The organism is Rubrivivax benzoatilyticus JA2 = ATCC BAA-35 (genome assembly GCF_000190375.1).
Classification (GTDB): domain Bacteria; phylum Pseudomonadota; class Gammaproteobacteria; order Burkholderiales; family Burkholderiaceae_C; genus Rubrivivax; species Rubrivivax benzoatilyticus.
This window is the reverse complement of the sequence record NZ_AEWG01000047.1, coordinates 15,932-30,855: the sequence shown is the minus strand read 5'-3', so window position 1 is coordinate 30,855 and position 14,924 is coordinate 15,932. Positions and strand designations below refer to the sequence as shown.

Annotated in this window: 13 protein-coding genes; 5 read left to right on the top strand and 8 right to left on the bottom strand. The window is 71.6% G+C overall.

Going from position 1 to position 14,924, the window contains the following annotated elements; genetic code table 11:
• Window positions 1-23 precede the first annotated feature (23 nt).
• The 5 genes from RBXJA2T_RS05130 to RBXJA2T_RS05110 form a co-directional block, all read right to left on the bottom strand.
• Window positions 24-305, bottom strand: a complete 282-nt coding sequence (locus RBXJA2T_RS05130; RefSeq protein WP_009856266.1) for a hypothetical protein — start codon at window positions 303-305, stop codon at window positions 24-26.
• 187 nt (window positions 306-492) lie between these two features.
• The gene (locus RBXJA2T_RS05125; protein WP_009856265.1) at window positions 493-2,133 is read right to left on the bottom strand and encodes a peptide chain release factor 3; all 1,641 of its coding nucleotides are present in this window, start codon (window positions 2,131-2,133) and stop codon (window positions 493-495) included.
• Window positions 2,134-2,467: 334 nt separating this feature from the next.
• Complete coding sequence (locus RBXJA2T_RS05120; protein ID WP_009856264.1) at window positions 2,468-2,971, bottom strand: Dps family protein; 504 nt, start codon at window positions 2,969-2,971, stop codon at window positions 2,468-2,470.
• 297 nt (window positions 2,972-3,268) lie between these two features.
• Window positions 3,269-4,810, bottom strand: a complete 1,542-nt coding sequence (locus RBXJA2T_RS05115; RefSeq protein WP_009856262.1) for a methyl-accepting chemotaxis protein — start codon at window positions 4,808-4,810, stop codon at window positions 3,269-3,271.
• Window positions 4,811-5,006: 196 nt separating this feature from the next.
• The gene (locus RBXJA2T_RS05110) at window positions 5,007-5,930 is read right to left on the bottom strand and encodes a LysR substrate-binding domain-containing protein (RefSeq protein ID WP_009856261.1); all 924 of its coding nucleotides are present in this window, start codon (window positions 5,928-5,930) and stop codon (window positions 5,007-5,009) included.
• A 170-nt stretch (window positions 5,931-6,100) separates the two neighbouring features.
• Here RBXJA2T_RS05110 and RBXJA2T_RS05105 point away from each other — a divergent pair, with 170 nt between their 5' ends.
• Window positions 6,101-7,375, top strand: coding sequence for a Glu/Leu/Phe/Val family dehydrogenase (locus RBXJA2T_RS05105; protein ID WP_009856260.1), 1,275 nt, complete (start codon window positions 6,101-6,103; stop codon window positions 7,373-7,375).
• A 277-nt stretch (window positions 7,376-7,652) separates the two neighbouring features.
• On the opposite strand, the gene RBXJA2T_RS05100 is transcribed toward RBXJA2T_RS05105, so the two are convergent.
• On the bottom strand, window positions 7,653-8,303 hold the full coding sequence (locus tag RBXJA2T_RS05100) for a YiaD family glycine zipper/OmpA-like lipoprotein (protein ID WP_029718415.1): 651 nt from the start codon (window positions 8,301-8,303) through the stop codon (window positions 7,653-7,655).
• Between the two features lie 119 nt (window positions 8,304-8,422).
• Here RBXJA2T_RS05100 and RBXJA2T_RS05095 point away from each other — a divergent pair, with 119 nt between their 5' ends.
• Window positions 8,423-9,388: a Bug family tripartite tricarboxylate transporter substrate binding protein gene (locus RBXJA2T_RS05095; RefSeq protein WP_009856258.1), complete on the top strand. Its 966-nt coding sequence runs from the start codon at window positions 8,423-8,425 to the stop codon at window positions 9,386-9,388.
• Between the two features lie 17 nt (window positions 9,389-9,405).
• Window positions 9,406-10,182 carry a tetratricopeptide repeat protein gene (locus tag RBXJA2T_RS05090; RefSeq protein WP_009856257.1) on the top strand — a complete coding sequence of 259 codons (777 nt, stop codon included), beginning with the start codon at window positions 9,406-9,408 and terminating at the stop codon, window positions 10,180-10,182.
• 33 nt (window positions 10,183-10,215) lie between these two features.
• Here RBXJA2T_RS05090 and RBXJA2T_RS05085 read toward each other — a convergent pair whose 3' ends face one another.
• On the bottom strand, window positions 10,216-13,215 hold the full coding sequence (locus RBXJA2T_RS05085; RefSeq protein ID WP_009856256.1) for an L-glutamate gamma-semialdehyde dehydrogenase: 3,000 nt from the start codon (window positions 13,213-13,215) through the stop codon (window positions 10,216-10,218).
• 93 nt (window positions 13,216-13,308) lie between these two features.
• On the opposite strand from RBXJA2T_RS05085, the gene RBXJA2T_RS05080 reads away from it, so the two are divergent.
• Window positions 13,309-13,809, top strand: a complete 501-nt coding sequence (locus tag RBXJA2T_RS05080) for an Lrp/AsnC ligand binding domain-containing protein (RefSeq protein ID WP_009856255.1) — start codon at window positions 13,309-13,311, stop codon at window positions 13,807-13,809.
• A gap of 167 nt (window positions 13,810-13,976) precedes the next feature.
• Entirely contained in the window at window positions 13,977-14,189 is a 213-nt protein-coding gene (locus RBXJA2T_RS05075; RefSeq protein ID WP_009856254.1) for a hypothetical protein, read from the top strand.
• Window positions 14,190-14,214: 25 nt separating this feature from the next.
• On the opposite strand, the gene RBXJA2T_RS05070 is transcribed toward RBXJA2T_RS05075, so the two are convergent.
• Window positions 14,215-14,907, bottom strand: coding sequence for a YggS family pyridoxal phosphate-dependent enzyme (locus tag RBXJA2T_RS05070; RefSeq protein ID WP_009856253.1), 693 nt, complete (start codon window positions 14,905-14,907; stop codon window positions 14,215-14,217).
• Window positions 14,908-14,924 lie beyond the last annotated feature (17 nt).

The window sequence follows — 14,924 nt, the reverse complement described above, 5'->3', positions numbered from 1 at the left end:
GCATGGCGCAATGGCGAGCGCCGCTAAACCACCAGGAGGTTGATCAGCGCGCGCCCGCTGCGGTCGCGGTAGACGTCGAAGTCGGTGTCCACCGACAACAGATGGCGGATCTTCAGCCGGGCCTGCCGGTTGGCGGCCAGCCAGTCCCGCGTCCGGACATGCCAGGCGTCGTGACGGTTCATCAGCGCCAGCAGCGGCCCGCTGTCGACGAGCACCGGGCCACGATGCGGCCGCAGCGGCGCCGGCAGCGGTTCTTCGACGGCGATCGCCGCCGGGGCGGCGACGGCCGGCTCTGACGCCGGCATCGAGACCCGGCCGCTTGCCGGCCCAGACCTCGGCGGCGTGCTGCCGGTGCAGGCCCGCCATGTCGTCAGGACCTTCGTAGCGCCCGAAGATCTCGGCGCCCAGTTCGTAGGCCGAAGGCGGCGCGGCGCCGTCGCCGGCATCCAGGTAGGCCACCAGGGCGGCGCGGAAGCTGCCGCGCCGCCCGTCTCAACCCTCGAGCTGCTTCTGGAACACCAGCCCCGCGTGCTCGCGCAGCGCGTGGAACTTGATCTTCGGCCAGTTCTCCTGCATCGCCCGCAGTTCGCCGGCGTATTCGAGCAGCACGCAGGGCGCGTCGACGGCGTCGAGCGCGACGCGGTGCGAGTTGCCGTCGATGAAGCGCTTGAGCTCACGCTCGCCGCCGTCGGCCTCGTCGCAGGTGACCCAGCGCGCGACGTTGTAGCGCGCCGGCATGATGCGCGCCTTCACGCCGTACTCGTGCTCCAGGCGGTGGGCGACGACTTCGAACTGCAGCTGGCCGACGGCGCCCAGCAGCAGCACGCTGCCGGCGACCGGGCGGAAGACCTGGATCGCGCCTTCCTCGCCGAGCTGGGTCAGGCCGGCGCGCAGCTGCTTGGTGCGCAGCGGGTCGGCCACTTCGACGGCGCGGAACATTTCCGGCGCGAAGAACGGCAGGCCGGTGAACTGCAGGCTCTCGCCTTCGGTCAGCGTGTCGCCGAGCTGCAGCACGCCGTGGTTCGGGATGCCGATGATGTCGCCGCCGAAAGCCTCCTCGAGCAGCTCGCGGCGCTGCGACAGGAAGCTCACCACCGTGTTCGGCCGCAGCTCCTTGCCCGAGCGCACGACCTTCAGCCGCATGCCGCGTTCGAAGTGGCCGCTGGCCACACGCAGGAAGGCGATGCGGTCGCGGTGCGCCGGGTCCATGTTGGCCTGGATCTTGAAGACGACGCCGGTGAACTTGGGCTCGCCCGGCTGCACCTCGCGCTGCAGCGCCGGGCGCGGGCCCGGGGCCGGCGCCATGTCGACGAGTGCGTCCAGCACCTCGCGCACGCCGAAGTTGTTGATCGCCGAGCCGAAGAACATCGGCGTCTGGCGGCCGGCCAGGAACTCGGCCTCGTCGAAGCCCGGCGCCGCCTCGCGCACCAGCTCGACCTCGCTGGCCGCCTCCATGTAGGGGCTGCCGAAACGCTCCTCGAGCACCGGGTTGGCCAGGCCCTCGATGATCTCGTCGTCGTGCGTCGCACGCTCCTCGCCGGGCGAGAAGACACGCATCTGGTCCTTGCCGAGGTCGAGCACGCCGCCGAAGAACTTGCCCATGCCCACCGGCCAGGTGAAGGGCACGACGCTCATGCCGAGTTCGCGCTCGATCTCGTCCATCAGGTCCAGCGGCTGCCGGACCTCGCGGTCCATCTTGTTGACGAAGGTGAGGATCGGCGTGTTGCGCGCGCGGCAGACCTGCAGCAGGCGGCGCGTCTGCGGCTCGACGCCGTTGGCCGCGTCGATGACCATCAGCGCCGCGTCGACCGCGGTCAGCACGCGGTAGGTGTCTTCGGAGAAGTCCTGGTGGCCCGGGGTGTCGAGCAGGTTGATGACGCAGTCGCGGTACTCCATCTGCATCACCGACGAGGCCACCGAGATGCCGCGCTGCTTCTCGATCTCCATCCAGTCGGACGTGGCGTGGCGGCTGGCTTTGCGCGCCTTCACCGAGCCGGCGATCTGGATCGCGCCCGAGAACAGCAGCAGCTTCTCGGTCAGCGTGGTCTTGCCCGCGTCGGGGTGGCTGATGATCGCGAAGGTGCGACGGCGGCGCACTTCGGACTCGATGCGGGAGGCGGTGTCGGAGGACATGGGGCGGCTCTACGGGCGGAACCGCGAATTATCGTCGGCCGGCTGCGCCGCCCGGGGTCAGGTCTCGTGAGACCTGACCCCGTCTTCTCGCGACCACCGGCGCGAAAGACGGCGGCCGGGGCGTGCTCTGGCGGGGTCAGGTCTTGCCGTTTGCAGATTCCGAAGCCCGGAAGCCCGGGGTCAGGTCTCGTGAGACCTGACCCCGTCCTGGCGTGACCCCGTCCTGGCGTTGCGCCCCTCCGACCGTGCCGCCGGGCGGCCGTGGCCTGGCAGCCTGGGCGTGTCTGCGCCCAGCAACTGCCATGCCCCGCGCTGCAGCGCGGGGCGGGAGGACTTACTCCTCGAGCAGCGAGCGCAGCATCCAGGCCGTCTGCTCGTGCACCGTCAGGCGCTGCGTCAGCAGGTCGGCGGTCGGCTCGTCGCCGGCGGCGTCGGCCAGCGGGAAGATGCTGCGTGCGGTGCGCGCCACGGCCTCGTGGCCCTCGACGAGGATCTTGACCATCTCCAGCGCCTTCGGCGGCGTGGCCGGGGCGTCGGCCACCGAGGCCAGCGCGCCGAACTGCGCGTACGAGCCCGGCGCCGGGTGGCCCAGCGAGCGGATGCGCTCGGCGATCGGGTCGACCGCGTTCCACAGCTCCGTGTACTGCGTCATGAACATCGTGTGGAGCGTGTTGAACATCGGCCCCGTGACGTTCCAGTGGAAGTTGTGCGTGGTCAGGTACAGCGTGTAGGTGTCGGCCAGCAGCTTGCTGAGGCCGGCGGTGATCGCCGCTCGGTCCTTGTCGCTGATGCCGATGTTGATCGCCGGCGCGCCGCCGGCAGCTTTTTTCTTCGCCATTCGCTCTCTCCTGAAGGGGACGGGTTCCCTGCGGACTCTACCCAAGCCGCGCGACGGCCCGGTTTCGACCCGGTCAACACGCGGGAACTCTCAGGCCACGGGCCAGATCCCGCCGGCCAGCACGGCCAGCCCGAAAGCGACGATCGCACCGCCCAGGCCCTTGCGCAGCCGCTTCATCGTGTTCATCTCGTACTCCTTGCCGCGTCCGGATAACCGGAGCGGGTGTCAGCGTACGGGCCGCGGCGGCCGCCGGCCAGTTGATCGTCTCGAAGGCGGCGATAGCGCCGCCGGGCGCCGCTACAGGCGGAACAGCTGCACCGAGCGCTTCAGCGTCTCGGTGCGCTGGTACAGCGCCTGCACCGCGCTGGCGGTCTGCTGCACCAGTTCGGCGTTGGCCTCGGTCATGCGGCCGAGCTCGTTGACCGCGCCGTTGACCTGCTCGATGCCGGCCGACTGCTCCTCGGCGGCCCGCGTGATCTGCTGGATCATCTCGCCGACGCGCTGCACCTCGCCGACGGTGCGGCCGATCGTGTCGTTGGCCTCGTCCATCTGGCGCGTGCTGTCGGCGACCTGCTCGACCGACGCCATGATCAGCCCGCGCACGTCCTGCGCCGCCTTGGCGCTGCGCTGCGCCAGCGCCCGCACCTCGGCGGCGACGACGGCGAAGCCGCGGCCCTGCTCGCCGGCACGCGCCGCCTCCACCGCGGCGTTGAGCGCCAGCAGGTTGGTCTGGAACGCGATGCCCTCGATGATCTGGACGATCTCGGTCACCTTGCGCGACGAGTGCTCGATGGCCTGGATCGTGGCGCCGACACGCTCCATCGCCTGGCCGCCGTCGGTGGCCACGGCGGCCGTCTGCAGGCTCTGGCGCAGCACCTCGCCGGCGGTCGCCGCCGCGTGGCGCACCGTGCCGGCGATCTGCTCCATCGACGAGGCGGTCTTCTGCAGCGCGTCGTGCTGGGCCTCGGTGCGCTTGGACAGGTCCTCGCTGCCGCGTGCGATGCCGGCGGTGGCGCTCGCCGTGCCGGCCACCTCCTGGCGGGCGTCGCTGATCGCCGCACGCAGGTTCAGCTGGATCTGCATCAGCGCCCGCGTCAGCCCGCTGACCGGGTGCGGGTGCACGTGCGTGATCGAGGTCGTCAGGTCGCAGCCGGCGAGCTCCTGCGCAAAACGTTCGGCTTCGTCGAGGCGATGCTGGATGTGGCGGCGAAACCCATACGCCGCCAGCACGACGCCAGCCAGGCCGACGGCGGCGGCCACCGGCAGCGGCGCGACCGAGGCCACGCCCAGCGTCAGCGCCAGCTGGACCCCCATCACCGCGGCCAGGCGTGCCGTCAGCGACATGCGGTGCACACGCCCGGGCAGGTCACGCCAGCCCAGGTAGCGCACCCGGCCAGCATGCAGGCGCAAGGTGGCGCGGCCCGACTCGCGTTCGGCGGCGATCTTCGTGTACAGCGCTTCGGCGGCCTGGATCTCCTCGCGCGTGGGCTTGAGCCGCACCGACAGGTAGGCCACCGGCTTGCCGCCCTCCATCACCGGCGTGACGTTGGCGCGCACCCAGTAGTGGTCGCCGTTGCGGCGCCGGTTCTTGACGATGCCGGTCCAGGGACGGCCGCGGCCGATGGTCTGCCACAGGTCCTTGAAGGCCTCGGGCGGCACGTCGGGATGGCGGATCAGGTTGTGCGGCTGGCCGATCAGCTCCTCGTAGTCGTAGCCGCTGACCTCGACGAAGGTGCTGTTGCAGTGCGTGATGCGGCCCTGAGCGTCGGTGGTCGAGACGATCAGCGCATCGGCCGGATAGTCGTATTCCTTCTGCGTGACGGGCAGGTTGACGCGCATGGCAGGACGGTCCTCTCTGTCGATTCGGGACGTACGCGGCACACTGCGCCGCCGCGGGGCGTCGTTTGTCGAAGACTGTAGGAGGACGGCTCGCCGCGTGCCGCGTCATAAGCGGGGCGACTGGCGGACAAATCGCTCAAATTCACGCAAAGCGCGCCCGCGCGGCGCGGGCGCCCGGCGTCAGACGATCGCTCGATCAGGCCGTCAGGCGGCGCACGCCCGGCAGCTCGCAGGCGTAGATCGCGTTGCGCAGCGCGGCAATCGCCTCGTAGCGCGTGAAGGTGCGGCGCCAGACCAGCACCACGCGCCGCGTCGGCACCGGCTCGGTGAACGGGATGTAGGCCACGTGCTTGTCGGCCTCGGCGGGCAACGACAGCCGCGGCACGACGGTGACGCCCATGCCGGCGGCGACCATGTACTTGATCGTCTCCAGCGACGAGCCCTCGAAGCTCTTGCGGATGCCCTCGGCGTCGCTGGAGAAACGCGCGTACTCCGGGCAGACCTCGAGCACGTGGTCGCGGAAGCAGTGGCCGGTGCCCAGCAGCAGCATGGTCTCGGCCTTCAGCTCCTCGGCGCTGACGCTGTCGCGCGCGGCCAGCGGGTGGCTGCGCGGCACCGCGGCGAGAAAGGGCTCGTCGTACAGCGGCGCCACCGCCATGCCGGTGTCCGGAAAGGGCTCGGCCATGATCGCGCAGTCGAGCTCGCCGGTGCGCAGCGACTCCAGCAGCTTGGCGGTGAAGTTCTCCTGGATCATCAGCGGCATCTGCGGCACGTGCTCGATCGCGCTGCGCACCAGGTCGGGCAGCAGGTAGGGCCCGATCGTGTAGATGACGCCCAGGCGCAGCGGGCCCGACACCGGGTCCTTGCCGCGTTTGGCGATCTCGCGGATCGCCTGCGCCTGCTCGATGACCTGCTGCGCCTGGCGCACGATCTCGTCGCCCAGCGGCGTGACGCTGACCTCGCTGGCACCGCGCTCGAAGAGCTTGACGTCGAGCTCCTCCTCCAGCTTCTTGATCGCGACGCTGAGCGTCGGCTGCGACACGAAGCAGGCCTCGGCGGCGCGGCCGAAGTGCCGTTCGCGCGCGACCGCGACGATGTACTTGAGCTCGGTGAGGGTCATGGCGCGATTGTCGCGCGCGCCTGCCCAGGCCTGAAGCCATGCGAAATATGCATGCAAAACCAGGGTCGGCGCCAATCCCGCGCCGCGGCCCGCGGCCTACAGTGCCCCTCACCGCGCGCCCCGGTCCACGAGACCGCCGGCCGCCCGCCCTCTCCCACCAGGAAGAACCGATGCCGCAACCGCTTTCCTTCGTCCACCCGACACCGCACAGCCCCTGGGGCACCTACCTCGCGCAGGTCGACCGCGTCGTGCCCTACCTCGGCCACCTCGCGCGCTGGGTCGAGACGCTGAAGCGCCCGAAACGTGCGCTGATCGTCGACATCCCGATCGAGATGGACGACGGCCGCATCGAGCACTTCGAGGGCTACCGCGTGCAGCACAACATGTCGCGCGGCCCCGGCAAGGGCGGCGTGCGCTACCACCCCGACGTCACGCTCGAGGAAGTGATGGCGCTGTCGGCGTGGATGAGCATCAAGAACGCCGCCGTCAACCTGCCCTACGGCGGCGCGAAGGGCGGCATCCGCGTCGACCCGAAGCAGCTGACGCACAAGGAGCTGGAGCGCATGACGCGGCGCTACACCAGCGAGATCGGGCTGATCATCGGGCCGCAGCAGGACATCCCGGCGCCGGACGTGAACACCAACCCGCAGATCATGGCGTGGATGATGGACACGTACTCGATGAACACCGGCGCCACCGCGACCGGCGTCGTCACCGGCAAGCCGATCCACCTCGGCGGTTCGCTGGGGCGCGTCAAGGCCACCGGCCGCGGCGTCTTCGTCACCGGGCGCGAAGCGGCCCGCCGCATCGGGCTGGACCTGAACGGCGCGCGTGTCGCCGTGCAGGGCTTCGGCAACGTCGGCTCGTCGGCGGCGGAGCTCTTCGCCCAGGCCGGCGGCCGCATCGTCGCGGCGCAGGACCACACCGGCACCGTCGTCAACGACCACGGCCTGGACATCGCCGACCTGACGGCGCACGTGAAGGCCACCGGCGGTGTCGGCGGCTTCCGCGGCGGCGAAGCGGCCGACGGCGAGAGCTTCTGGGACGTGGCCTGCGACATCCTCGTGCCGGCGGCGCTGGAAGGCCAGATCACCGCCGCGCGCGCGCAGCGCCTGAAGGCCCGCATCGTGCTCGAAGGCGCCAACGGCCCGACGCTGCCCGACGCCGACGACATCCTCGCCGAGCGCGGCGTGCTCGTCGTGCCCGACGTGATCTGCAACGCCGGCGGCGTGACCGTCAGCTACTTCGAGTGGGTGCAGGACTTCAGCTCGTTCTTCTGGACCGAAGACGAGATCAACGTGCGCCTCGAGAAGATCATGATCGGCGCGCTGAAGCGCATCTGGGACACCGCCGACCGCCACCAGATCACGCTGCGCACCGCCACCTTCGCGGTGGCCTGCGAGCGCATCCTGATGGCGCGCGAGGAACGCGGGCTGTATCCGTGAGCCAGGAAGGTGAGCCCCCCAAGCTCGCTAGCGCTCGCTACCCCCCAAGGGGGCTCGGCGGGACGCGGACGGTCCAGTGGACCGTCGGCGCCTGCCGAGCGGCCGGGCCACTGGCCCGGCGCGGCCTGCAAGGCCGTCCGCCGACTGCCCAGCGGAGCCGGGCCGTGGCGGGAAGCTTGATCGCAGAGGACCTCGGGTGTTGCGGTCACTCGCTGACCGCGTACCCGGGCTTAACGCGGTGCACCGACGACCCGGCGAAGACGGGCCGTGGCGGGACTCAGGCGCCGGGCTCGCGGAGAAAGATCTCGACGCGGCGGTTCTTGGCGCGGCCGGCGTCGCTGCCGTTGTCGGCCACCGGCTCGCGCGAGCCGCGGCCGGCGATCTCCAGGCGGGCGGCGGGCACGCCGCGGTCTTCGAGGTAGTCGCGCACGGTGCGGGCGCGCGCCAGCGACAGCGGGTCGTTGATCGCGTCGCTGCCGGTGCTGTCGGTGTGGCCGACGATGCGCACGTGCATCGTCTGGTCCAGCCCCTTGGCGAACTGGTCGAGCACCGGGCGCAGCGAAGGCTGCAGGTCGGCGCGGCCGACGGCGAAGGACAGGTCGCTGGGCACGTTGACCTTCAGCTCGTTGTCCGGCGTGCGCGCGACGTCGATGCCGGTGCCGGCGGTGGCCTGCTCCATCGCCCGGCGCTTCTCCTCCATGCGCTTGGACCACAGGTTGCCGCCGACGGCGCCGACGACGCCGCCGATCACCGCCCCGGTGCCCGCCTTGCCGCCGGTGGCCTTGCTGATCACGGCCCCGCCGAGCGCACCGATGGCGGCCCCGGTGGCGGTGCCCTTGCTGCGTTCGTCCATGGTCTCGCAGCCGGCCAGCACCGTCACCGCCAGCGCGACGGCCACGCCACGTGCGGCCAAACGTCTTGCATTCATTCGTCTTCTCCTCGTTCGGATACGGAGCCTCGGCCACGAACTGCGACAAGGTGCGCCGCGGCAGAGGTGCTTAGGATCTTAGGTTCCGCTCCGCCCCCCGGGTTACAACCCGTTTCGACATGAGACGCCGAACCGCCCTCCTCGGTCTGGCCGCGCTGGGCGCCGCCACGGCCCGTGCTGCCGACGCCTGGCCCACGCGGCCCGTGCACCTGGTCGTGCCGACCGGGCCGGGCAGCTCGCTGGACCTGATCGCCCGCCTGCTCGGCGAACGCCTGGCAGCACGCTGGGGCCAGCCGGTGGTCGTCGACAACAAACCCGGCGCCGGCGGCATGCTCGGCGTCGACGCCGCGGCCAAGGCACGCGACGGCCACACCCTCGCACTCGGCTTCAACGGCCCGGTGGCATTCGCGCCCTTCCTCTACCGGCGCATGCCCTACGACCCGGCGCGCGACCTGCGGCCCCTCGTGATGACGACCTCGCAGCCCAACGTGCTGGCGGTCAACGCCGAGCGTGTGCCGGCGCGCTCCGTGGCCGAGTTCGTCGCCTGGGCGCGCACACGCCGCGACGGCATCGCCTACTCGTCGCTGGGCAACGGCAGCTCGGCGCATCTGACGATGGAGCTGTTCCTGCACGAGGCGGGCATCGCCGGCGTGCACGTGCCCTACAACGGCTCGCCGCCGGCCGCGCTGGCGGTGGCCCAGGGCGAAGCCGAAGCGACCTTCATGGTCGCGCCGGCGCTGCTGCCGCACGCCCGCGCGAACCGCCTGCGCCTGCTGGCCGTGACCAGCGCCGAGCGCGTGCACTCGCTGCCCGAACTGCCGACGATGGCCGAAGCCGGGTATCCGGCCGTGCAGTCGCTGGCCTGGAACGGCCTGCTGGCGCCGGCCGGCACGCCCGAGGTGGTGCTCGCGCGCATCGCCGCCGACGTCAACACGGTGCTGCGCGAGCCCGCGGTGCGCCAGGCGCTGGACGCGCAGGGCCTCGCGCCGGTGGGCGGCAGCGCCGCCGACTTCCGTCGTACGATCGACGCCGACATCAAGCGCTGGGGCCCGGTGATCACGCGCCTGGGCGTCCGGCTCGACTGACAAGACCCAGACCCGCCATGACGACCCCGCCGCTCTCCTACGACGTCTCCGACGCCGACTTCGAAACCGCCGTCCTCGACCGTTCGCTCGACGTGCCCGTGCTGCTGGATTGCTGGGCGCCGTGGTGCGGGCCCTGCCGTTCGCTCGGCCCGATCCTCGAGAAGCTGGTGCAGGCCTACGGCGGCCGCTTCGTGCTCGCCAAGCTGAACACCGACGAGTCGCCGCAGGTCGCGCAGGCGATGGGCATCCGCAGCATCCCGCAGGTGACGCTGTTCGCCGGCGGCCGCCCGGTCGACCAGTTCATGGGCGCGCTGCCCGAAGGCCAGATCCGCGCCTTCCTCGACCGCCACCTCGGCCCGGCCGACGAGCAGCCCGAGCAAGAGCCGCAATGGGGCCCGCTGGACGAAGCCGAGGCCCTGCTCGGCGAAGGCGCGCTGGCCGAAGCCCAGGCGCTGCTGGACGCGATCCCCGAAGCCGAACGCGACGAGCGCCACGCCAAGCTGCTGAAGCGCCTGGCGCTGGCTTCGCAGGCGCCGGAGGGCGACCCCGAGGCGCTGGCTGCGCGCATCGCCGCCAACCCGAAGGACTTCGACGCACGTTTTGCGCTCGCCGCGCTGCACGCCCACCGCGGCGACTTCGGCGCCGCCTTCGAGCAGCTGCTGGACATCGTGCTGCGCGACAAGGCCGAGTGGCGCGAGAAGGCGCGGGTGCAGATGGTCGAGTGGTTCGAGGTCTGCCCCGACCCCGAGGTCGTCAGCCACGGCCGACGCTACCTCGGGATGTACCTGAACTGAGACCCGCCCGGGAGGCCGCGAGGCCTCCCGCGCTCAGTGGCCGATCCCGGCCAGCAGTTCGGCGTTGCCGCCGGCGGCGGCGGTGTTCACCGTCAGCGTCTGCTCGGCGCAGAAGCGGTACAGGTAGTGCGGGCCGCCGGCCTTGGGGCCGGTGCCCGACAGGCCTTCACCACCGAAAGGCTGCACGCCGACGACCGCGCCGATGATGTTGCGGTTGACGTAGACGTTGCCGATGCGAGCCAAGTGCGCGATGCGTTCGGCGCGGCTGTCGATGCGCGTCTGCACGCCCAGCGTCAGCCCGTAGCCCAGCGCGTTGATGCGCGCGACGAGCTGCTCGACGTCGCCGCTCCAGCGCACCAGGTGCAGCACGGGGCCGAAGATCTCCTCGCGCAGATCCTCGACGGCGCCGATCTCGAACGCCACCGGCGCGACCAGGCGCGGCACCGCCGGTGCGGCCGGCGCCGGCGTCTCGCCGACCAGGCGCGCTTCGGCCCGCAGACGGGCGACGTGGCGCTCGATATGGGCGAAAGCCTCGTCGTCGATCACCGGGCCGACGTCGGTGGCCAGCAGCGCCGGGTCGCCGAGCGAGAGTTCCTTCATCGCCCCGGCGAGCATCGTGAACACGCCGTCGGCGACGCTTTCGTGCACCGCCAGCAGGCGCAGCGCCGAGCAGCGCTGGCCGGCCGAGCGGAAGGCGCTCTGCACGACCGCGTCGACCACCTGCTCGGGCAGCGCGGTGCTGTCGACGATCATCGCGTTCAGGCCGCCGGTCTCGGCGATCAGCGGCACGATCGCGCCGTCCTTGGCCGCCAGCGTGCGGTTGATGAGCCGCGCGACCTGGGTGCTGCCGGTGAAACAGACGCCCGCGGTGCGCGCGTCGGCCACCAGCGCGGCGCCGACGGTCTCGCCGGGGCCGTGCAGCAGCACCAGCGCGTCCTCGGGCACGCCGGCCTCGTGCAGCAGGGCGACGAAACGTTCGGCCACCGCCGGCGTCTGCTCGGCGGGTTTGGCGGCGACGGTGTTGCCGGCGACGAGCGCGGCCACCACCTGGCCGGCGAAGATCGCCAGCGGGAAGTTCCACGGGCTGATGCAGACGAAGACGCCGCGGCCGTGCAGGCGCAGCGTGTTGCGCTCGCCGGTCGGGCCGGGCAGCAACTGCTCGCCCAGCCGCGCCTCGGCCTGTTCGGCGTAGTAGCGGCAGAAGTCGGCGGCCTCGCGCACCTCGGAGACGGCGTCGCCCAGCGTCTTGTGCGCCTCCTTGACGAGCAGGCCGCAGTACTCGGGCAGGCGTGCTTCGAGCAGGTCGGCGGCGCGGCGCAGCGCGCCGGCACGCTCGGCCAGCGGGCGCGCGCTCCAGGCGCCGAAGCCGGCGGCCAGGCGCGCCATCGCGGCGGCCGTGTCCTCGGGGCGTGCCTCGGCGACGGCGGGCACGCGCGTCGCGGCGACGGCCGCCAGCAGCGGCGCACGCATCGCCTCGCAGGCCAGGTCGGCACCGGCCGAGTTGGGCCGCGCCGGGCCGTACAGCGCCGCCGGCAGCGGCAGGCCGGATTCGGCCGTGGGCGCCAGCGGCGAGGCCAGCAGCACCTCCGGCGCCACCGCCGGGTCGGCGAGCTGGTGCACGAAGGACGAGTTGGCGCCGTTCTCGAGCAGCCGGCGCACCAGGTAGGCCAGCAGGTCGCGGTGCTCGCCGACCGGGGCGTAGACGCGGCAGGCGATGCTGCCGTCCTTCAGCACCTCGCGGTACACGCCCTCGCCCATGCCGTGCAGACGCTGCATCTCGAAAGGCACGCCGGCGGCACGTGCCATCTGCAGGATCGCGGCGATCGTGCCGGCGTTGTGCGACGCGAACTGCGGGTACAGCACGTCGGCGTGGCCCAGCATCGCGCGCGCGCAGGCCAGGTAGGAGATGTCGGTGTGGTGCTTGTGCGTGAACAGCGGGTAGGCCGGCAGGCCCAGCTCCTGGGCGCGTTTGGCTTCGCCGTCCCAGTAGGCGCCCTTGACCAGGCGGACCATGAAGCGCAGGCCGTGACGGCGCGCGATCGCGGCGACCTCGTCGATGACCGCCAGCGCACGCGTCTGGTAGGCCTGCATCGCCAGGCCGAAGCCCTGCCACTGCGGGAAGGCGGCGGCGATGCGGTCGGCGACGGCGTCGAAGACGTCCAGCGACAGCTCCAGCCGGTCGACCTCCTCGGCGTCGATCGTCAGGTTCAGGTTGGCGGCGGCGGCGCGTTCGACCAGCGTCCAGACGCGCGGCAGCAGGGTCTCGAAGACACGTTCGCGCTGCGCGTCCTCGTAACGCGAGAACAGCGCCGACAGCTTGATCGAGATGCCGTCGCCTTCCATCGGCGACAGCGGCCCGCGTTCGGCGCGGCCGGAGGCGATGGCGGCGATCGCGTTCTCGTAGCTGGCGAGGTAGCGCTCGGCGTCGGCTTCGGTGCGTGCGCCCTCGCCCAGCATGTCGTAGCTGAAGCGCAGCATCGGTTGCGCCTTGCGCTGCGCCGCGGCTTCCTTCATCGCCTCGTCGATGCTGCGGCCGAGCACGAACTGGCGGCCCAGCAGCTGGATCGCGCGCACGGTGGCGGCGACGACGGTGCGTGCGCCCAGGCGCTGCAGCAGGCCGGCCGGCTGCTCGGCGCCGGGCAGGAACTTCTTCGACAGCGCGATGGCGCTCGCCGACAGGCTGGCCAGCATCTTGTGCGGGCCTTCGTCGCCCGTGCCGTCGAAGTCGGCGCGGCCGAGCTGGTCGGCGGTCAGCGCGACGGCGGTCTCGGCGTCGGGCACACGCAGCAGCGCTTCGGCCAGACGCATCAGCGCCAGGCCTTCGGCGCTGGAGATCGGGTACTCGCGCAGCAGCGACTCCATCGCCCAGAACGGCGCCGGGTGGGCGCGCACCTGCTCGACCCAGGGCGTGGCGGTCGCGATCACACGCGGCCAGTCGAGCGCGCCCTGCAGCGACGCGAGCGCGGCGGCGACGGCCTCGGACTCGGGGCGGTACGGGAACGGCAGGCGTTCACGCGGCGGCGGGACGGACATGGGGGCACTCCTGGGCGACAAACGGGCGCAGTGTGGGGGCCGACGCACCGCATCCGATTCGGAATGAAGCCGGTTTGACCGAGAATCCCACGGATGGACGACGCCAACACCGAGCAGGGCCTTCGATCCGGCCCCCGCGAACTGGACAAGATCGACCGCCGCATCCTGCGCGTGCTGCAGGCCGACGGGCGCATCAGCAACCTGAAGCTGGCCGAGGAGGTGCATTTGTCGCCGACCGCGGTGCTCGAACGTGTCAAACGCCTCACGCGCGACGGCTACATCGTCGGCTACGAGGCCCGGCTGGACCCGAGCAAGCTCGGCGCCGGGCTGCTGGTCTTCGTCGAGATCCTGCTCGACCGCACGGTGCACGACGTGATGGACACCTTCAAGGCGGCGGTGCAGGTGCGGCCCGAGATCCTCGAGGCGCATCTCGTCGCCGGCGGCTTCGACTACCTGCTGAAGACGCGTGTCGCCGACATGGCGGCCTACCGCGAGTTCATCGGCACCGTCATCTGGACGCTGCCCGGCGTGCGCGAGACGCGCACCTACGCGGTGATGGAAGAAGTGAAGAACAGCGCCCGCATCCCGGTCTGAGCCCTGCCGGCGGCCCGCCGACGGGCCGAATCGCTGAAAACGAGAACGACACCACGGCCTGCCCTCTGCAGCCGGGTGATCCCTGTGCCGATTCACCAAAAACGATGATTAGATCGGCGCCAGCCGCCCGTGCGGCACGACGACATCGGGAACGACAGGGAGTACGAATGTTCTCGAACACCAAACCTGCGGGGCGACACGGCCCCGTCTCGCGCTTCGCCTCGTCCAGGATCGGCGAGTACCCGCCGGGCGCCCTGCTGCCGCCCGAGCCCCGGCCGGGCCATGAACGCCGGCAGCTCGCGTTCGTCGAAGGCATGGCGATCGTGGCGCTGGTCGCCGCGATGGCGCTCGAACTCGGGCTGGCGCTGGGGCTGTACTGAGCCGGCCTGAGGCGCCGGTGCCGGCTCAGCGCCGGCCGAAGATCGCCGTGCCGACGCGCACCAGCGTCGCGCCCTCGGCGACCGCGGCCTCGAGATCGGCGCTCATGCCCATCGACAAGGTGTCCAGCGCCAGGCCGTCGGCGTTCAGCGCGGCGAGCATCGTGCGCAGCCGCGCCAGCGGCTGGCGCTGCGCCGCCGGGTCCTCGCTCGGCTCGGGGATGGCCATCAGCCCGCGCAGCCGCACACGCTCGGCCGGCAGCGCGGCGACGGCATGCGCCAGCGCCGGCAGGTCCTCGGGCGCGCAGCCGCTCTTGGAGGCCTCGCCACTGACGTTGACCTGCAGGCACAGCTGCAGCGGCGGCAGCCAGGCCGGGCGCTGCTCGGCCAGGCGCTGGGCGATCTTCAGCCGGTCCACCGAATGCACCCAGTCGAAGGCCTCGGCCACCGGGCGCGTCTTGTTGCTCTGCAGCGGGCCGATCAGATGCCATTCGAGCTCGGGCCGCAGGTCGACGAGCTCGGCGATCTTGGCCAGCGCTTCCTGGACGTAGTTCTCGCCGAAGGCCCGCTGCCCTTCACCGTGCGCGGCCCTCACCGCCGAGGCGGGAAAGGTCTTGGACACCGCCAGCAGCGTGACGCTTTGCGCGTCCCGGCCGGCCGCATTCGCGGCTGCGGCGATACGCCGCTTCACTTCTTGCAGGTTGCTTCCGATGCTGCCCATAATCGTTCGATCACTGG